Here is a 19,122-nt window from a genome sequence, read left to right on the forward strand (position 1 = left end):
AGACAATGAGCACATTCGACTGGCTGAAGCGCGCTGAGGCCGCACAACCCGGCAGTGGCACACCAACAGAACCTCTTGAAGAGCGCGTGATCGACGCGCTGCGCACTGTGTTCGACCCGGAGATTCCGGTCAACATCTACGATTTGGGGCTTGTTTATGGTCTTGACGTGGACGAAGCCGAAGGCCGCGTTGGGATCCGCATGACGCTGACCGCGCCCGGCTGCCCGGTCGCGCAGACCTTCCCGGCGACGGTGGAGGATGCGGTGTTCTCGGTGAGCGGAGTGAACGACGTGCATGTTGAACTGGTGTGGGATCCGCCGTGGTCGAGAGACCGGATGTCGGATGCGGCGCGCCTGCAATTGGGGATGCTCTGACATGTCCGACTGGGTCGATGTCGCCGCGATCGGGGATTTTCCGGCCGGGTCTGTTCGCAGCGTCGAGGTTGATGGCGCGCAGGTTGCTGTATTCAACGTCGACGGCACCTGTTACGCAATCGAGGATGTCTGCCCGCACGACGGCGGCATCCCGACGGGCGGGGTGGTGGAAGGCGACGTGGTCGTCTGTCCGCGCCACGGTGCACGATTTTGCATCAGGACCGGAAAGGTGCTGGCGCCGCCGGCATATGAGGATGTGGTGGCGTTTCCGGTGCGGGTCGAGGCGGGCGTCGTTCAGGTGCGTGACGAGCGGTGGGATTGAGGTGCGCTGTCGACCGGCTCTCGTTCTCACGAAAGCGACGTCACGACGCCCCAGCCCCCTGATGCAGCTCGCCGCCTTGCATCAAGCGCCGGGCGATGTCGGCCGTTTGCAGTGTCCCGCGTTCGGTCGGTGAATGGGCGGCGAGATAGCGGGCGACCGCAATGAGAATGTGCCGGCCTTCGCCAGTATCGCTCCACACAGCAAACTGCCGGACCCCGGCCTCCAGCATCTGATAGGCGTGGAAGCCTGCATCTTCGCGCAGCACGGCAAGCGCAAGCGTGGCGATGAGCGCCTGTGGCGGATGGCCGAGCGTGAGATGCCGCGCTACCAGCCGTGCTGCAAGATCAACCTGTCGCTGCCGGTCGAAGGCGTCGAGCAAGGCGGTGCGGATCGTCTCCGCATCGGCAGGGAGGTCGTCGAGCTGGTCGTTGCCATCGCCCGGGATGCGGGCTGCTGGCACATTCAGATAGCGGGCAAGGTAGAGCGCCATGGCTCCGTGCATGATGCCGCGCACGGCCGTGACGGAACCGTCGATGTCCGCGGTCCCGATCCGCCTGAGCATCTGGTGGACCGCGTTAGCGTAGGTAAAGACGTGGTGCGCCGTCTCCCAGTCGGCATGCTCGTTGGCATTGCCGAAGTGAGCCACCCGGAGCGCCGCGCCGTAAGCGAGGGATCGACCCAGATCAGCCGGAGCGGCGCCTGCGCGGCTTGCCGCCTTGAGCGCGTCGATGATCTTCGCTGGATCGTCACCGAGCAGTTCCCGGGCGAGCGCCGCGTGGTCCGACCAGCGTTGCAGGCTGCGCCCCGCAGCGAAAAGTTCCGATATCTGGTTGGCTGATTCATCACACAGCGCAACAAGATCGACGGGCTGGCGCCACGCGGTGGATTCCTCGGCGCCACGGGCCGCCACCATCTGACCGACGATAGTAGGCAGCAAAGCTGGCGCGTGCTCCCAGCCGATCAGGTCGAGGCACTCGAACGCCTTGTTGATGAAGTCGAGCGAATGACCGGCGTCGGCGAACGCTCGTTCGGTCCCGGCAGAAAGCAGGGCATCGGCGAGCACAGCCGGTGAGGCACCCGCGGCGATCGCCGTCAGCAGCGTGCGCTCGGCCGCCTCGCGATGGCGCACGTTGGTCCAAAGGCGCAGCCAACGCTTGAGCGCGGCTGGCTCTGGCCGGCTTGCCAGCGGCGCCCGCCGCCGCCGCGGCGCCTCGCCCTCGCAGTCCGCCGCCACCCGGCGCGCGCCGTGGAACAGGGCGAGATAGGCTTCGTCCTGGGGCAGCACGGGCAACAGATTGGCGAGCGCCGTCAGTATCGTGAGACCGACGCCCCAGCCGTCCCGGTTCTGCGCCCCGAACAGCGCCACCTGCTGCACGATATCGGCCACCGGTACCTGGGCCGCGAGCTGACCATGCACGGCCTTGGCGATGACGAGTCCGAGGTCGTGCGCGAGGCCGTCCGCAAGCCGCTGATGCCAGTGCGCCGCGGGATCGGGATGACCGAACGTGGTCGTCACCCAGACGTCGCCATTGCGCACCTCGACCGCGCAGATCGGTACATCGTCCGCCCACAGGTCGAAGGTGCAGCCGCTTTCGAGATCGAAGCGGGCGTGGTGCCAATGACAGGTCAGGATGCCGTCCTCGACGGTGCCGCGCTCGAGCGGGAAGCCCATGTGTGGGCAACGATTGTCGAGGGCGAAGACGCGCCCGCGGTCGTAGATGACGAGGATCGGACGATGGCCACCTTGCACAACGAGCCGCCCCTTCGCCTTCAACTCTTCAAGGCTCCCCACGAGCACGAATTCCTTGTTCGGTGCATCCATGTCTATACCCTCCGGCACTCGTCCCTTCAGGGACGTTGTCGAGATAAGCATACTCTTGTGTAGAACGCGAAAAGCCGCCGTGGATTTCGTGCAAGTCCGCAGACGAGACTCGCTCGGTCGCGATAACGAGGCGCGCGCTGAACGGCTGTGCTATCGGGTCGTCGCCGAGTTCGTCGCGATGGCGCGATGCGCATTTCGAACTCGACTGGGCTTGCCCGCAAAAAATGGATCCCTTGCTGAGTGTGTAAAACTCACGCAAGGAGGAAGGAAAGATGGGGAATCCGAGAGCACGGTACACGCAGGAATTCATGATAGAAGCCGTGCGCATGGTCCGCGGCGGCCAGAGCATGGCGGCGGTGGCAAAGATACTGGGCATCAGCCCGAAGACGCTGCACAACTGGGTTAAGGCCGATGCCGCGGGCAAGCTGAGTGGCGCAGGCAAGCAGGTTTCTCCTGAACAGATGGAGATTGCCCGGCTGCGCGCGGAGTTGGCACGCGTGAAGATGGAGCGCGACATATTGGAAAAAGCCACGGCGTACTTCGCAAAGGTGTCGGATTGAAGTACGCCTGGATTGAACTTCACAGCCGACAATGGCCGGTTTCCCTGACCTGCCAGGTGCTGGGTGTCAGCCCCAGCGGTTACCATGCCCGCAAGGCCCGGGACGTCGATACGGAGCGTCCGCGCCGACGTATCAGCAACGACGCCCTGCTGATCCACATCAAGGCCGTGCACGCTGAATCCAAAGGCGAGTACGGCTGGCCGCGGGTGTGGAAGAAGCTGCTTGCCCAGGGCATTCGTGTCAGCAAGGATCGTGTCCAGCGGCTCATGAAGCTGCACGGCATCAAGGCGAAGACCAAACGCCGCTTCAAGGCCACCACCGACAGCAACCACAATCTGCCGGTCGCACCGAACCTGCTGCAACGCGACTTCTCGCCTGCTCGCCCCGATCAGGCCTGGAGTACGGACATCCCCTACCTCTGGACTGACGAAGGCTGGCTGTATCTGACGGTCATCCTCGACCTGTTCAGTCGTCAGGTGGTGGGCTGGTCGATGCAGCCACACATGCGAACGGAGCTGGTGTCTGACGCGCTGCGTATGGCGTGGTTTCGCCGCCGGCCGGAAGCGGGCCTGATCGTCCATAGCGACAGGGGTAGCCAGTATTGCAGTCATGACTTCCAGGACCTGCTTAAGGGCTACGGCATGCGCAGCTCGATGAGCCGTCGAGGAAATTGTTGGGACAACGCGCCGACCGAGAGCTTGTGGGGATCGCTCAAGCGAGCACGCATCCTTGGCCAGCGCTTTGCAACGCGTCGGGAAGCGATGGACGAGGTAATCGACTGGTTGAGCTTCTACAAGTGCGTTTCATACTGCCCAACCTCGCTATGTTGTTGATAAATCTAGAGAGCCCTGTTGTGTCGTTGGTATTGTGGGGTGTCCACGCCGTGCGCGAGCCCGTCCGACGAGTTCGGTAACTGCGTCCCCGGTAAGCGAATTGCGATTGAAGATCCATGGCCCGTTGGGTAACGGATGTTCGGCGGGGATCTTGTTGCGCTCAACTGCGAGCCTGAGCGTTCCGGGGCTCACACCGATGAACGCCGATGCCTCGGTCAACGTCATCCATCCTTCAGCAGCACGTCGTTCGCTCGAATAGACCGGGATCTGATGGTGGCTGCGCAACGCGGTGACTCGCTCCTGGGTCCAGAAGTTACCCCGGCCGGTTCGCAGGTCATTGCGATTGAGTACGCCGGCGATCACCAGATCCGGACAGATACGGACAAGCTGGCGCACGGCATCAATTGCTTCACGTGACGTATGCGTAGTGTTCTCTCCGCGGCGCCGCCGCGGCACGCGAATCTCGGTATGTACTCCGCCCTTCCAGTGAATGACGAGCACGATTTCGCTCGTTGCGTCGTCAACGTCAACGACGACTTCGTGGATCAGGGTGCGCACTATGCGCTTCTTCAGGCGGGCGTCGGCCTGCGGCCAGATCGATTCCAATGCAGTGGCAAGATCGGCAAACTCCTCTGGCTGGGTAGGCGGTATCTGGCCGGATGTGCCCGACTGTTGCTCGATACGCGATTGCAGTTCCTCTACGCGTAGTAGCGCATGATTCCAGCGCCGCTCCAGTTCGTCGGCGACAAGCCGGTTCTCGGGGTCAGCAGCATCGTACTGTTTCTGCGCGCGTTGCGCGGCGTAGCGTGCAGCCTGAAGATCCCGCTGCAACGCGGCCAGCACTTCGTCCTGCTTCAGGGTCTCTTCTTCGCGCGCCACGATTGCTGCCTCAATTGCCGCCGGTTGAACGACCTGCAAGACCGCCTCGGCGATGGCCGCGTCCGCGCGTGTGCCACCGAACGCAATACAACGCGGTTGCCCCTTGTCCATCCAGCCGCGATGACAGCTATAGCGCAAGGCGTCGTGCCTGTTACCCGTGTAGTGTAGCGTCAGCTTGCTCGCGCAGCGCCTGCAGCGCAACAGTCCCGCCAGCAGGGCCTCACCGTTCTTCGGGGCGCCAGCGTGTCCGGCCAGACGCAGGTTGCCGCTAATGGCACACTGGATCCGTTCGAATTCGTCCCAGTCAACGTACCCTTCGTGGGCATTCGGAATGAGCGCAAGCCACTGATCCCGTGGTTTGCGGCGATCACGTTTGCGTGGTTCCCCAGCCTCGTAATGGATCGCGCATTCGGTCTTGCCGTAGGCATACGTGCCACCGTAGATCGGGTTGGTCAGGATCCGGTACACCGTGCCGTAGCTCGGCCGTTTCCATTGGATTTCGCCGCGCGGCATGCATGCCGGCAACTGCAGGCCGTGCTCCAGGAACTATAACAACGTCTGACGCACCGAACCAATCGCGCCGAACTGGCGGAATACCGAGCGGATGGCGTCCTGCACGCGCAAATCCGGATCCTTCTCCAGGCGCTGGTCTTCGGTCTTGCAGTAACCCACCGGCGCCGCGACAATGAGTTCGCCCCGTTTGGCCTTCTCCCGACGAGCTTCGAGCGAACGCTGACGCAAGAGATCCAGCTCGTATTCGTTCAGGCTGCCCTTCAAGCCGAGCAGCAAACGATCGTTGCTCTGCCGTGGTGAGTAGACGGTCTCCTGATCGACGAGCACCGTGTCGACGACGCGGCACACCTCAACCAGTTGCTGCCACTCGCGACTGTTGCGCGCGAATCGTGAAACCTCGCGAGCGGCAACTGCGCCGACGTGCCCAAGACAGACCTCTGCGACCATCCGTTCGAAGCCCGTGCGCGTTTGCGTTCCGGCCGCAGAGCGTCCCAGATCCTCGTCGATCACCTCGATCTCGTTCCAGCCCAACTGATGCAGACGATCCTGCATCGCATACTGCAGCTTCTGGCTCTCCAGATTGTGGCTGACCTGATAGGCCGACGACTGGCGCACGTACAGCATGGCCTTGCGCGCCAGATGCTGCGCCCGAATCTTGTCACTCATCGCGCACCTCCGGCTCGTGTACGGCGGCGAGCAGCCCGCGACGGTGTTGCCGCAGCAGTTGCGCCAGCAAACGCACCGTCTGCTGCCGGACCTCCTGCGGCAGGCGCGCCCATTGTGGTGTCTTCGGAAAGGGACGGAACAGGTCGAGTTGACCGCCCGGTTGGGGGTTTGTCTGGCGTCGCATCAGCACCTCCTGTACGGAGCAAAGGATGGTGCTCGGCTTGTACCATACCGCGCGGCTTGGCAGCAGGCGCCTGCGCCAGCAGGTACTTCAGTTCCCTCAATGCTTCACAGCTGACGGCGGGAGACGTTGCCGAGGTAATGCGACAGCAGGCAACGGGATCGAACATCCATTGCGGCACCTCCAGCAAGCCTGCCGTGTCGAACGGCTCTCGCCCACAGCGCAACACTGACTCGGCGTTCTTCCTCTCTATCGTGGTGAAAATCCATACCGTGTGCCCGTACCACGGATGCCAGCGGTAGAGAACCTCCTTTGATTCGCTGATATGGGCGTTGTGTTGACGGCTTGTACAATCATTCGCGCTTGCACTCGACGTTGGGCTACGTCAGCCCGATGCAATTCGAGCAGGACTGGTACGCCGCCCAGAACAAACGAGTGGCATAATCTCCGCTCAGTTAAGGGATCCGAAATTCGCGGGCAACGTCAGACAGCCAGGCTATTATCGACTCATGCCAACTGTCTCGATGGCGTGGGCGTTGGGATGCTGCCCTCAGAGCCAGTTGATGGCGCGTGTTTCTGAAAGGAGATTGCGATGGCTGAGTTCGTAACATGCCTGTGGTTCGATCAAGGTAGAGCGCGCGAGGCGGCGGAGTTTTACGCCGCCACCTTTCCCGACAGCCGTGTCGATGCAGGTCATGTATCTCCTATACCGGGGATTGGGCAGGGCCCAGAGTTGACGGTCGAGTTTACCGTGCTTGGCCGGCGCTTCGTAGGGCTGAACGGCGGCCCCAATTTCAAGCCAAATGAGGCGGTAAGTTTCATGGTCCAGACGGATAGCCAGGAAGAGACCGATCGATATTGGAACGCCATTATCGGCAATGGCGGAGCGCAAGCGCCTTGCGGCTGGTGCAAGGACCGCTGGGGCTTTTCGTGGCAGATCACGCCCAAGCGGCTGCTCGAGCTCGTCAACGGGCCCGGTCTTGATGCCGCAAGGCGTGCGATGGACGCGATGATGACAATGAAGAAGATCGATATAACCGCGATAGAGCGCGCAGCGGCAGCAGCTGATTGACACGCAGACGCGGCGGTTTGGCCAGTCGATCAGTCAATCGATGTCGCTGGCCAGGAAGCCTTGACGATGCTGGCTACCGCGTCAGCGATCGAATGATCGCCAGCCATGCTTTCCTGATCCCACGTCACTTGGCGTGTCAAATCCTTCAAAGGCGTTCAGATGGAACGTTCCGATTAGGCACATGACGACACAGGCAATCTGGTGCTGCTCGAGCATGTGAACCTCACGATACCGGACCAGCGTCTCGCGACAGCGTTCTATGTCAGCGGACTCGGACTCACGCGCGATCCCTGTCTAATGACTGGCGTGACCAATATGTGGATCAACATCGGTCGTTCACAGATTCACTTGCCGCACGGCGACGCGCAGCGCTTGCGCGGCCACGTCGCGCTGGTCGTGGGCAAGCGCCAATCGCTGACCGCACGGCTGCGCGCGGTCCGGCCCCTGCTCGATGGAACCGCGTTCGGATGGACCGAGCGGGCCGGCCGCGTAGCGCTCACCTGTCCATGGGGAAACCGTTACGACTGCCTCGATCCGGATGCGTATCAGGCGGATGCTCCGTGGTCGGGCATCGATCTCGGCATCGCTTATGTGCAACTTGATGTGCCGGTCGGCTGCGCCGGGTCGATTGCCGCTTTTTACCGCGACGTGTTCAATGCGTCCGTCGAGATCCGTGACTGCAACGGTTCGCAGCAGGCGCTAATCGCGGTCGGGACGTATCAGCGACTTGTCTGTGCAGAAACGCTCGCGCCAAAACCCGGAATACGATGGGCATCACATTCAGCTCTATGTCGCCAACTTCTCGGAACCCTACACACGGCTCGCTGGGCGCGGGCTGACCTATGGCGAGGAACCTCATCAATATCGCTTTGCCGACATCATCGATCCCGTGAGCGGCGCGCTGTGCTTCAGGCTTGAACATGAGATACGTAGTCTGCGGCATCCGCTCTATGCACGGCCTCTGGTGAACCGGAATCCCGATCAAAGTAACCGGAACTACCGCACGGGCGACGATGTGCGCAGAGGCGTGTTCTAGTCGGCCTGCGCAATTTTGTCGATGCGACCAGCAACGCGGGCGTCGCCTACGGCGAGCCGGAACCGGGAGCGTCGTAAGGCTCCGCGCGGTCTGCATTCAGCCATTCCCAACGATCGTATCAAGAAGATGTCGCCCCGCGCGGTACCCGGCATCGCGTGCCTCGTCTTCGCTATGAAATGTCTCCACGAATTCCTGGAACCGCTTGCTCTGGCCGGCAATGTGTGCGTTTGCACCGTGGCGGCAAACGTACCCAATGAAGTGGTAGAGCGTGCCGGGCGCCGGTGGGCCATATGCAAGGACCGGAAGTACCCAGATTTCGAAGCCTTCGTGTTCGATCTTGTCCCACATGGCAGCCTCCCTGCCGGTTTTCGTTTTCCGGAGATCGTAGCATGCAATGCCTGACGATCTTGACCTCGCAGGCGAGCGCGAGGCATTCGGCATTTAAGGGAGTATCCCCATTAAATGCCGGGGCGACGCGTGAGGCAAGCGAGTAGCGAGGACCGGCGCACGACGTTGACAATGCAACATGCGTCGCCATCAATCCCACAGCAGCCCCTCCATCGGAATCGCCGGCGTTCGCCCCGCGATCAGGTCGGCCGTGATGCGAGCCGATCCGTGGGACATGGTCCAGCCGATATGACCGTGACCGGTATTCAGATAGAGATTGCGATACTTCTTGCGGCCAAAAAACGGCAAGTTCGTCGGCGTCATCGGCCTGAGCCCGGCCCACATCTCCGCGCGATCGTAGTTTGCGCCGGCAGGGTAGAGTTCCTGCGTCACTCTCTTCATAAACGCAAAATCGGAAGGCTTGTGGCTCGTGTCGTAGCCGGCGAACTCAGCCGTGGCAGTGACCCGGATCCGGTCGCCGAAGCGCGAGATTGCGACCAGGTTGTGCTCGTCGACCGCTGCAACGGTGGGTGGCAAGGGCTGGCCGTCGGAATCGTGAGGGAGTATCCCTTGATCGGATAGGGGTGCCCTCAAGAAACGGATTTTTTCGTACGCGTGCGACGTGAAGTCGCGCCAGTTATCGTCTCGGCCCGCAAGGGATAGTGAGACTCGTTGTTCCCTCAGCGATAGCCTACCGGGGCGAGCGTGGCTGGTAACGGCCGGGTTCGGAGCCCTCGGGACAATGAAGTCCTTCGCATGAGAAGAGCGTGCCGCGAGGTGCGCTCAATTGCTGCCAGCATCGGGCGGCAGGGACGCTAGGCTGGACAGGATGGTCAACGTAAGTGAACCGCCGCAACTTTCGTTAAATTTGACAAGCCCAAGATGCTGGCAGGCTTGGACCAAAAGGTATGTGACGGGTTGCTCGATACGTGCTGCGAGCAACAGGGACAGACAGTCACCGGAAGAAAGGCGGGACCTAAGCTGTTCGTGTAACTGGCGTGGAACACGGTAAGCCCGAATCTTCGCCCTCGTGGCAGGCGAACCGCAAGGAACGCTGACGGGGATGCGGGTAGAGGATGGTCGAGAAAGCGAATGCCTGGACGGCGACAATGAACTTGTCCGGTGTAGCGGCGATCATCTTGGCCGGTAGTGAGGAGTCGGAGGCGGCGTAGCCGCCGGAGACGACGAGCTACCGGCGGCGCTGGTTCGGCGGAGGCTAGGATGGGCTGACTGAAGCTAAGAAGAAGCGGTCAGCCCCATGTCTGGAACCCGCATTACCGACCAACAGGTCCGCCTCTACATGAACAATCGCAAACATCACTCCCAGAAGCTCGCTGCCGCGAAGTCCGGTATGAGCGAGCGCACGGCGCGACGCGTCGAACACCACGCCGGCCTTCCATCACAGCAACCCCGACGCTACTGGCGCTCGCGCCCTGATCCGTTCGCCGATGTATGGGAGAACGAAGTCGTCCCGTTGCTGCGCAGCGTGCCCAGGCTCAAGGTAATCACCCTGCTGCGGAAATTGCAGGAAGACCACCCGGAGCGGTTTCCCGACAGCATGCGCCGCACGCTGGAGCGACATGTCAGCCAGTGGCGCGCGCTCGAAGGCCCCAGCAAGGAAGTGTTCTTCCCGCAAACGTATCAGCCCGGCGTCCGAGGCCTGTCGGACTTCACTCACATGGAGAAGCTCGGCGTGACGATCGGCGGCGTCGCCTTTGCCCATCTGCTGTATCACTTCGTGCTGGCGTTCTCCCGCTGGGAGTATGCCAGCGTGGTCGATGGCGGAGAGAGCTTCCAGGCGCTCGCGACGGGATTGCAGAACGCATTGTGGCAGGCAGGCGGCTGCCCGCGCGAACACCGCTCCGACAGCCTGTCGGCGGCATTCAGGAACCGGCAGGAAGAGGAAGACTTCACGGTCCGGTATGCGGCGTTGCTCGACCATTATGGAATGGAAGGCACACGTAACAACCGGGGCCTGGGTCATGAGTATGGCGTGGTAAAAAATATGTCGCGGTGCCTCTCAATGGCCCTGTATTGCCTACCAGGTTGACGTTCCATGACGACATAATTTCAGGCTGATACTGATATTCCACTGATCATCAATGGGGGAATATCATGTTCGAGACTCTCTTTACGCAGCCACATGTTCTTGCTGCCCACAATCTGGCGCCCTGCCTGGAATCGAGGAAGCGCTTCCTCGTGCATTGTCAGGAGCAGGGTTATCCGCCCATGTCGATCCGGAAGATCGCCTGGATCCTGCTCGTTTTTTCCCGGAGCATGGATCTGTGCCAGTCGGTGCAAATAACGCACGAGGAAATCGCGTTCGCCGTTGACCATCGGATTCGTCTCGTTCGAAGTGAGCGCACGAACGGGTCCCGCAGCTCGCGGCTTCTGTTCATCCATACCGCCACGGCCTGGCTGCGCTTTCTAGGGCGTCTGGAGGAATGGCATCCCACGAAAGAACCATTTGTTCGCTATGTCGAGCACTACGTCGATTTCATGCGCGACCAGCGAGGACTTTCCCCTGCTACGAGTTCAAACTGCCGCGATGAGATCGGTCATTTTCTGGCAACGGTCTGTCGCCCTGACAAGACACTCGATGCCCTCACCATCCACGATGTCGACGCCTATCTCGCGTACCAGGGCAACCATGGCTGGGCCAGAGCCTCGTTACACGCACTTGCGAGCACGCTCCGCAATTTCTTCCGGTACGTAGAAGGACAAGGGTGGGCTACCAACGTTGCGTCCGGCATTGAAGCACCGGTGGTTTATAGGGAGGAGGGTTTGCCGCTCGGGCCGGATTGGGAGGATGTGCAAAGATTCGTCGCCAGTTTTGTCGGCGACAGCACGATCGATCTGCGCAACCGTGCGATGATCATGCTGCTGGTTGTCTACGGACTGCGGCGCGGCGAGGTGGTGCGGCTCCGGCTGGAGGATATAGACTGGTGCGGCGAGATCCTTCATGTCAATCGTCCCAAGCAACGTTGCACACAGCAATACCCGCTGGTGGCAACCGTTGGAAACGCCATTCTGCGCTACCTGAAGGAAGCGCGTCCGCGAAGCGCCCATCGCGAGCTATTTCTGTCGGTCGAGGCGCCGATCCGACCGCTATCACCCGGGCGAGTAAGCAGCATCGTCCGATCGCGTCTCGCGACGCTTGGCATCGATATCCCGCGGCGCGGCGCACATTGCCTGAGGCATGCCAATGCCCGGCATTTACTCGACGCTGGTTTTGCCCTGAAGGAGATCGGCGATCATCTCGGCCATCGCAGCGCTTCGTCGACGAGAACCTATGCGAAGGTTGACCTGACCGGACTGAGGTGTGTGGCCGAAATCGATTTGGGGAGTCTGCTATGAAGCTCTCCGAACTTATCGCCCAATACGTGAGCCACAAACGGGCGTTGGGCATGCGCTTCAATTTTGAGGCGCAAACACTTGCCTCATTCTGCCACCGGCTGGATGGCAACATTGATGTGGAGTCGGTCACGGTCGAACAGGTACAGGACTTCCTGACTGGTAATAGACCGCTGACCAACCATTGGGGTAAGAGAAGGTCGGTACTTGACTGCCTGTTTCGTTTCGCCCTTTCGCGTGGGTATGTCACGGCTTCTCCGCTTCCTCGCCACAGTCCGAAATTGCCGCCACCGCTGACGCCCTATATTTATTCGAAGGAGGAACTAAAGCGCCTGCTCGACGTGACATCCGCGGCATGCAGTCCACACGTTCCGCTGGACGCATACGTTATGCGCGCACTCATTCTGATTCTGTACGGCGCTTGCCTTCGGCATGGCGAAGCCTTGCGGCTGACCATGCAGGACGTCAATCTCGACGAAGCCGTTCTGCACATCCGCGAGAGCAAATTTTTTAAATCGAGGCTGGTTCCGCTAGGAGCAGATCTGAACGGTGCGATGCAAAGTTACGCCCAGCAACGCAATCAGAAATTTGGGCAGGCGCCAGATGCGCCATTCTTCTGTTTCCGCGATGGTCGCCCCCTGAGCCAGACTGCTGTGCGCAGGGCCTTTCAGCGACAGCGCATCCTGGCAGATATCCAACGCGAAGGCAGTGTGTCCTGCCAGCCCAGGTTGCATGATTTGCGGCACGCAGGCGCAGTGCACCGGCTAATTTCCTGGTATCGCAGCGGCGCGGATTTGCAGCTACTGTTGCCGCATCTCGCCACCTATCTCGGGCACATCGATCTCGCCGGTACCCAACGATACCTTACCCTGACGCCCGAGTTGTTGCGTGAAGCGAGCGCGCGCTTTGAAGCCTACGCCCTGGAGACGGATCATGAATAACTCATCCTTGCTGGGTCCGTGGATCCGGCGCTTCCTGATCGAGCATCTGGTAGGCGAACGTAACCTTGCCATCAATACCCAGAAGAGCTACCGCGACATGCTCATGCTGTTGCTGCCGTATCTGGCCGCCAAGGTCGACAAGCGGATTGACCGCCTGACCGTTGATGATCTCTCTCCGCAAATGGTCCGCCTGTTCCTGACGCACATGGAAGAACAGCGCCACTGCACGGTCAGCACACGAAATCAGCGGCTCGGCGGCATTCATGCGCTGGCCCGCTTCGTCGGCGAACATGCACCGGAATACGTCGACTGGTGGGCGCAGATTCATCTGATCCCCGTCAAGAGAACCAGTCGGCCGGAGATCAGCTATCTTAGCAAGCAGGAAATGGACGCTCTGCTTGCTGCCTCCGATGTGAATACGGCGCAAGGGCAACGCGAACATGCGTTACTGCTGTTCATGTTTAACTCCGGAGCGCGTGCAAGCGAAGCTGCGCAGCTCAAGATTGGCGACGTTGACTGGCACACGCGCTCGGTCAGCATCGTCGGCAAGGGGAGCAGACATCGGCGCTGCCCGCTCTGGAAATCGACGCTCGATGCGTTGTGCTTACAGACCGAAGGAAGGGCCGCAACTGCGCCGGTGTTCCTCAACCGATTCCACCAGACGATGACGCGATCCGGCATTCATGCACTGGTCAAGCGCTGTGCTATCCGTGCCGCCGCCAGCGCGCCGTCACTTGCCGGCAAGAATGTGCACCCACATGTGATTCGACATACGACCGCCTCGCTACTACTCCAGGCCGGTGTCGACATCAATACGATACGTGGCTGGCTCGGGCACGTTTCGTTGGAGACGACGAACATCTATGCAGAGATCAATCTGGAAACAAAGGCGCGGGCGCTGGCGGCATGCGAAGTAGACGGCGGTGCGGGAGAACAAAAGCAATGGCGCGACCAGCCCGACCTGATGGCCTTCCTGCGCACCCTTTAGCGGAATAATATGTGCTGTTCGCTTTCCGCAAAGACGCTGCCTTGGCCCAGTTTGTTACCGAGCAGCACATATTTTTTACCACGCCATACTCGTTTCCTCTGGCCACTGCCACTGGACGGGGCTCGAAGCGATGATGAGCGGCGAACGCGAGCAGCGTCGGGTTGAAGCGGATCGCATCACCCTGACGCTCGAGCACAGCGCTCCTGAGATTGTCGTAGAGGAGGATTCGTGGCAATCCGGACCACGCCGCGAACGCGCCGGCGTGGCCCGCCAGGAAGCTGTCCATGCGGGCATCGAGGAAGAAGCGCAGATAGATCTGCCGCGACCACGACAGCACCATGACGAAGGCCATCAGCGGCCGACGCGCGCGCCCGATCTGCAGGTGATCGAAATGGGCCCAGTCAACCTGGCCCTGCTCTCCGGGCAAGGTGCGTAGCCGCAGATAAGCCTCTGGTGTAGGACGCGGACGGTGTATCGCGATCAGGTGCCGGAAATGATGGAGGTTGCCACGGTAGCCGCGCTCGGTGACCATCGCATACAGCCGACTGGCCGTGAGCGACGGAAACCTCTTGAGCGTGTCATGGATAAACGGCAGGTAGGCATCGATCTGCGAAGGTCTGAGCATCCCGCCGACGCGTGGCAGACCGGCCTGCGCCAGCACGCGCTGGACTGTGCCGCGGTGCACATGCAACTGACGTGCGATGGTGCCGCAGCGCCACTTCTCGACGTGGTAGTAGCGCAGGATCTGCGCCTCCAGTTCAACTCCGATGGTCATGGGTCACTTCCTGTGCAGTAAGTAGCAGTACGAACATCACGGAAGACCCGACGGCGTAGTGGCCCGAGACGTACGAAGTCCGGACAGACGCAGTGGCAGAAATGGCAATGCTCAGGCACAGATGGGGCGGTGGCGGGCACCGCCGCTCTTGCCGCCGACGTCGTCGAAGTCGGTGCCAGTAGAGCATCGGCGGCAGGCACAGCGGAACCCTGATGCGTCACTTTATTCTGGCGGCTGCGATAGCGGCGCATCCGTTCGGCGTGCGCGAAGCGCCCGTGACGACTGCGCTGATAGCGCTGGCCAGCCACGCGCATGCTGGCCTGACGTGCGACCTCAGAGCAGTCGCCGTCGCAGTAGATCTGGCCGCGGTCGCAACGGCGGCAAACGATGACCTGCGCCCGGCAGCGGGCGCACACAAACAGGCGGCCTGTGGCCGGCATCGGCAATCCCCGTCAATGCCGAAACGGTATCGACGGGACTGGTGGGGTCGTGCCATACTGGCCCGGCACCCGTGCCCCGCGCGCGTGTGGGGCTCGACATCGGAATGAACTTGGCGGTTTGAGCCGGTGTCGGGCCTGTTTCTTCGGCGGTAAGCCTTCTTCTACCGCATCCCGACTTCAGCGTCACCTCTTCCTGAAGCGAGCCGAATCGGCTGCGTCTGCACTCGCCCTACGGGCTCCTTCCGACGCAGCCGGCGCCGCCTCCCGCTCTTCGCGCAAACCGTTACCAGACCGCTCAGCAGAGCATGACCATTCCGCATCTCTGATCGACGCCGCCGTTTAGTGTCGGATTCTCACAGCCGTTCACAGATGGTCTATGCCGCCGTCCTCGCGCACGGTACGTCGATGTCAGCCGCCGATATCGCGCGCATGGTCCCTGAGCTGTCCGCGAGCGCAATCCGGCAGATGATGAACCGTATCGCCGATGAACGGATGCTGCGTCAGGCCGCCGACGCGGTGCTCGAGTTCATGCACCGGCACCCGATTGCGCAGCACTGGGGACGCGCGGACCTGGCCTCATCGGACATGATGTCGCTGGAAACTACACGAACGGTCTGGCAGGCACGTGCCGATCCGCGGCGCCGCACCGCTTCGATCGGTGTGTACACGCATGTAAGGGACCGCTGGGGCATTTTCTACGACCAGCCCATCGTGCTGAATGAGCGCCAGGCCGGCGTCGCGATCGAAGGCGTGATCCGCCAGAACAGCACCGATGACGTGACCTTGCTCGCCGTTGACACGCACGGGTATACCGATTTCTCGATGGGGCTTGCCCGAGCGCTTGGTTTCGACCTCTGCCCACGGCTTGCGCATCTGCGGGATCGTCGGCTGCACGTGCCAGTCGGGCATGTGATATCGGACGAACTTGAAGCAGTGGTCGACCGTGACGTAAAACCCGAAGTGATCGAAGCAGTCTGGGACGAGTTCGTGCGGGTTGCCGCCTCCGTGCAGAGTGGCCGCTGCACCGCCGTTCAGGCGCTGACGCGCTTTGGTTCGGCGGCACGCGGCCAGCCGCTCTATGAGGGAGGTGTGCAGCTCGGACAGCTTTTCCGGTCGATTTTCCTGATCGACTACTTTACCGTGCCGGCGTTTCGCGGCGAACTGCAGCACGCGCTCAATCGTGGCGAAGCGGTTCACAACGTGCAGCGCGCGATCCATCAGGGCAAGATACCGGTTGAACTCACCCGTCACCGCCATTCGATGATCGCGGTGTCGTCCGCACTGACGCTGCTGACCAATGCCGTCATGGCATGGAACACCCTGCACATGCAGAGCGCGCTGGACACGATCGGGCAGCCTGGAAACCAGGCAGTACCAACACACCTTCTGCGCAGCATTGCACCGACCTCACTCGAAGGCATCAATTTGCGCGGCACCTTCGACTTTCCGATTGCCGACTACGCGGAGCGACTCATGCCGGGCCTGAATTCCAGCATCCCGTTCCCTTCGAAGCGCACTGGCTCCAGCTGATGCCCGCGATGCGCATTCTTTCCTTGACGGACAGCGCTGAAGGGAACTCGCCGGTTCAACTGGTTCGTCGGTGTCGAACTCATCGCGTGTTGTCGCGAGGCTGAACCTTGCACTCGTGATGCCCTCACGTTGGCGCGTTTTCCCCGCCGCCTGTCTGACCATACGGTGCGGCCTGAGCCCACTTATTTCGGACTACATCTCGTTCGAAGCAATCCGGCTGGGCAATAGGGCTCCGGTGCGCTCGAGGACCGGGTACGCGGCCGCGGCCACGATATGCGAATTGATCAGCTTCAGGTCACGGAGCACATCGAGATGCAGTGCGCTGGTCTGGGCGGTGTCGATGCGACCCGAGCGCAGCCGCTCAAAGTGCGCAGCTGTCGCAGCGGATTCGGCTTCCCTGAAGGCCACCTTCTCGTCAGCCAGCATGCGTGCCGTACGTGGATCCTCCGTCACGAACAGCGACGCAGCGGTACGCAGATTGGCCATCAGGCGGTCCATCATAACCAGCAGTTCCGTTTCCCCTTCCTTCGAAAATGCGAGTCCGCGCTTCACGCGCTTGGTGGCGTGCGGGAGCAGGTTCAGATCCACCACATCGCCCGCCTGCTCGATGTTGATCACGAAGGTCAGGATCTCATGCAGCCGCCGATGATCGTCCTCAGCAAACTGTTCGGGATCGAGTGACGTCAGGTACGTCTTGATCGCGGTATTCAGGTGGTCCAGGATGTCATCGCGCCGGCGGGTTTCCACAATCAGTTTCCGGTCGCCCTCCACCAGCGCCGCGCGGGCACCCGCCAGCATCTGGCCGAGCACATCGGCCAGGCGCAGTGCCTCACGTGCCGCATGGCCGAGCGCCACCATCGGAATCTGCCGGGCGGCCGGATCCAGATACAGTGGACGCGACGGGTCGGCGGGGTCTGCGCGCTCGGGCAGCAGGCGGCGCAGCAGGCGCGCATACGGAGACAGTACCGGCAGAAACAGGCAGGCAAGCACCAGGTTGAACATCGTATGAAAATCGGCCACCACCCGGGCATTGTCCGGTTCAATCGTGACCATGAGCCGGCCAAGCGGTCCGAGCGCTGCGAGCGCCATCACGACGCCCACGGCCCGCGAAAGCAGATTGCCCACGGGCAACCGCTTCGACGCCGGATCGCCCGCGGTGGTCCCCTCCACCAGCGGATTGATGGCAGTGCCGAGATTCGCGCCCAGCACCAGTGCGAACGCGGCATCGGGCGGCACCACGTTCTGCGCACACAGCGACATGATGAGCAGGATGATCGCCACGCTTGAATGCGCGGCCCAGGTCAGTCCCGCCGCCAGCAGCACATCCACCAGCGGCACGGTGGAGGCGGCCCCCAGCAGCATGCGCAGACTGGGTGCGTCCTCGTAGTCCGTCATCATCCCGAGCAACTGGTGCAGCGCGAGCAGCATCAGGCCCAGGCCAATCAGGACGCGGCCCAGATCGTGTGCCCGTGTGGTTGACGCCTTCCGGAACATCACCACGCCCACGAGTATCAGCACCGGCGAGGCCGCTGCCACATCGAACGACAGCACCTGCACGATCACTGTCGTGCCGACGTTCGCGCCGAGCATGACGGCGAGCGCGGGGACCAGCTCCACCAGGCCGCCTGCCGCGAAGCCGGCCGTCATGAGTCCCGTTGCCGTACTGCTCTGCAAGACTGCGGTGACGCCCATCCCGGCCAGGAAGGCGCCCAGTCGCCCGCGCAGGGCCCGGCCGAGCAGTGAGCGAAGGCTGGCACCGAATACGCGCTGGACGCCGGTCTGCACCATGTGGGTACCCCACAGCAGCAGCGCAACGGATCCAGCCAGATCGACCAGCGTGAACGTCAATGTCATGATCCAGAGCCCTCCGTGCCGGGCGACTCGTCTTCTGACTCTTCATGCGGGCGTATCGCGCCTTGCCTGCACGTTCGCACGGAGCCTGAACCGTTAACGGCTGAACCCCGGCGCCCGGACAGGGCCAGCGGGACGTCCTCTCGCAAGCCGCGGTTTTTGCCGATTTACGGCGCGACCATGAGGCCCCGCGCAGCTCACTTCGATTTGGGTGGCCGGCCAGTCTTGACCGGCTCGACCGCCGTGACGGCCGCGAGCAGGCGTTTCGTCGGTTCAGACTCCAGAAGAAGCAGGGCCGCCCGCAAGAGCTCGCTCTTTTTCACATCAACGCCCGCATCGAGGCACCGCTGTTTGAGCACCGCGATCTTTTCGTAGTCCGCCCGCGGCATCGTGAAGGTGTCCCGCACGACCTTTTCCCGCCTGACCTGCTTCCTGCGGTGCCGGACGACGCGCGGGGGAGGCGCTTCAACGGGCGTTGCCTTCCGTGTCTTCGTCGCCGAACGTTGAACTTTCGTCGTATTGACCGACTCCCTGTCTGCAACTGCCTCACTGGCAGGTGCGGCCGTATGCACATACGGTCGTTTGCCGCTTCTGTTCC

The 19,122-nt window shown here is 61.9% G+C and carries 16 protein-coding genes and 3 pseudogenes; 10 read left to right on the top strand and 9 right to left on the bottom strand.

The window, feature by feature from the left end; all coding sequences use genetic code 11:
- Positions 1-5 precede the first annotated feature (5 nt).
- The gene (locus tag OKW37_RS01610) at positions 6-374 is read left to right on the top strand and encodes an SUF system Fe-S cluster assembly protein (protein WP_429401601.1); all 369 of its coding nucleotides are present in this window, start codon (positions 6-8) and stop codon (positions 372-374) included.
- 1 nt (position 375) lies between these two features.
- Positions 376-696, top strand: a complete 321-nt coding sequence (locus OKW37_RS01615) for a Rieske 2Fe-2S domain-containing protein (protein WP_429401603.1) — start codon at positions 376-378, stop codon at positions 694-696.
- A gap of 40 nt (positions 697-736) precedes the next feature.
- Here OKW37_RS01615 and OKW37_RS01620 read toward each other — a convergent pair whose 3' ends face one another.
- On the bottom strand, positions 737-2,518 hold the full coding sequence (locus OKW37_RS01620) for a Rieske (2Fe-2S) protein (protein WP_429401605.1): 1,782 nt from the start codon (positions 2,516-2,518) through the stop codon (positions 737-739).
- A gap of 272 nt (positions 2,519-2,790) precedes the next feature.
- On the opposite strand from OKW37_RS01620, the pseudogene OKW37_RS01625 reads away from it, so the two are divergent.
- Positions 2,791-3,872, top strand: a pseudogene (locus OKW37_RS01625) (IS3 family transposase); the annotation flags it as partial.
- A gap of 27 nt (positions 3,873-3,899) precedes the next feature.
- Here OKW37_RS01625 and OKW37_RS01630 read toward each other — a convergent pair.
- The 3 genes from OKW37_RS01630 to OKW37_RS01640 are packed head-to-tail and all read right to left on the bottom strand — an operon-like array spanning position 3,900 to position 6,153.
- Positions 3,900-5,303 (bottom strand): recombinase family protein, encoded by a 1,404-nt coding sequence (locus OKW37_RS01630; protein WP_429401607.1) that lies wholly within the window; start codon positions 5,301-5,303, stop codon positions 3,900-3,902.
- Positions 5,304-5,336: 33 nt separating this feature from the next.
- A complete protein-coding gene (locus OKW37_RS01635; protein ID WP_429401609.1) occupies positions 5,337-5,969 on the bottom strand; it encodes a recombinase family protein in 633 nt (210 codons plus the stop codon).
- Entirely contained in the window at positions 5,962-6,153 is a 192-nt protein-coding gene (locus OKW37_RS01640; protein WP_429401213.1) for a hypothetical protein, read from the bottom strand. The genes OKW37_RS01635 and OKW37_RS01640 overlap by 8 nt, the downstream gene beginning before the upstream one ends.
- 589 nt (positions 6,154-6,742) lie before the next feature.
- Between OKW37_RS01640 and OKW37_RS01645 the strand changes: the two genes are divergently transcribed.
- Both OKW37_RS01645 and OKW37_RS01650 read left to right on the top strand, forming a co-directional pair.
- Positions 6,743-7,222, top strand: coding sequence for a VOC family protein (locus tag OKW37_RS01645; protein WP_429401611.1), 480 nt, complete (start codon positions 6,743-6,745; stop codon positions 7,220-7,222).
- Positions 7,223-7,423: 201 nt separating this feature from the next.
- Complete coding sequence (locus OKW37_RS01650) at positions 7,424-8,140, top strand: hypothetical protein (protein WP_429401613.1); 717 nt, start codon at positions 7,424-7,426, stop codon at positions 8,138-8,140.
- 214 nt (positions 8,141-8,354) lie between these two features.
- On the opposite strand, the gene OKW37_RS01655 is transcribed toward OKW37_RS01650, so the two are convergent.
- Positions 8,355-8,606, bottom strand: coding sequence for a hypothetical protein (locus OKW37_RS01655; RefSeq protein ID WP_121315173.1), 252 nt, complete (start codon positions 8,604-8,606; stop codon positions 8,355-8,357).
- 189 nt (positions 8,607-8,795) lie between these two features.
- Positions 8,796-9,182, bottom strand: a complete 387-nt coding sequence (locus tag OKW37_RS01660; protein ID WP_429401615.1) for an FAD-dependent oxidoreductase — start codon at positions 9,180-9,182, stop codon at positions 8,796-8,798.
- Between the two features lie 721 nt (positions 9,183-9,903).
- Between OKW37_RS01660 and istA (OKW37_RS01665) the strand changes: the two are divergent.
- The 4 genes and pseudogenes from istA (OKW37_RS01665) to OKW37_RS01680 all read left to right on the top strand — a co-directional run.
- Positions 9,904-10,677 (top strand): annotated as a pseudogene (gene istA, locus OKW37_RS01665) (IS21 family transposase); the annotation flags it as partial.
- Positions 10,678-10,760: 83 nt separating this feature from the next.
- On the top strand, positions 10,761-12,002 hold the full coding sequence (locus tag OKW37_RS01670) for a tyrosine-type recombinase/integrase (protein WP_429401617.1): 1,242 nt from the start codon (positions 10,761-10,763) through the stop codon (positions 12,000-12,002).
- Complete coding sequence (locus tag OKW37_RS01675; protein ID WP_429401619.1) at positions 11,999-12,940, top strand: tyrosine-type recombinase/integrase; 942 nt, start codon at positions 11,999-12,001, stop codon at positions 12,938-12,940. Before OKW37_RS01670 ends, OKW37_RS01675 begins: the two co-directional genes overlap by 4 nt.
- A complete protein-coding gene (locus tag OKW37_RS01680; RefSeq protein WP_429401621.1) occupies positions 12,933-13,928 on the top strand; it encodes a tyrosine-type recombinase/integrase in 996 nt (331 codons plus the stop codon). The genes OKW37_RS01675 and OKW37_RS01680 overlap by 8 nt, the downstream gene beginning before the upstream one ends.
- Here the strand turns inward: OKW37_RS01680 and istA (OKW37_RS01685) are convergent.
- Complete coding sequence (gene istA, locus OKW37_RS01685; RefSeq protein ID WP_429401623.1) at positions 13,813-14,703, bottom strand: IS21 family transposase; 891 nt, start codon at positions 14,701-14,703, stop codon at positions 13,813-13,815. The genes OKW37_RS01680 and istA (OKW37_RS01685) overlap by 116 nt on opposite strands.
- A gap of 791 nt (positions 14,704-15,494) precedes the next feature.
- Between istA (OKW37_RS01685) and OKW37_RS01690 the strand changes: the two are divergent.
- Positions 15,495-16,673, top strand: a pseudogene (locus OKW37_RS01690) (transposase); the annotation flags it as partial.
- A gap of 192 nt (positions 16,674-16,865) precedes the next feature.
- Here OKW37_RS01690 and OKW37_RS01695 read toward each other — a convergent pair.
- Together OKW37_RS01695 and OKW37_RS01700 are read right to left on the bottom strand one after the other, a co-directional pair.
- Positions 16,866-18,527, bottom strand: coding sequence for a Na/Pi cotransporter family protein (locus OKW37_RS01695; RefSeq protein WP_429401625.1), 1,662 nt, complete (start codon positions 18,525-18,527; stop codon positions 16,866-16,868).
- Positions 18,528-18,721: 194 nt separating this feature from the next.
- On the bottom strand, positions 18,722-18,931 hold the full coding sequence (locus tag OKW37_RS01700; protein WP_429401627.1) for a hypothetical protein: 210 nt from the start codon (positions 18,929-18,931) through the stop codon (positions 18,722-18,724).
- Positions 18,932-19,122 lie beyond the last annotated feature (191 nt).

Origin of the sequence: Paraburkholderia sp. MM5482-R2 (genome assembly GCF_050436125.1) — a bacterium.
Lineage (GTDB): Bacteria > Pseudomonadota > Gammaproteobacteria > Burkholderiales > Burkholderiaceae > Paraburkholderia > Paraburkholderia tuberum.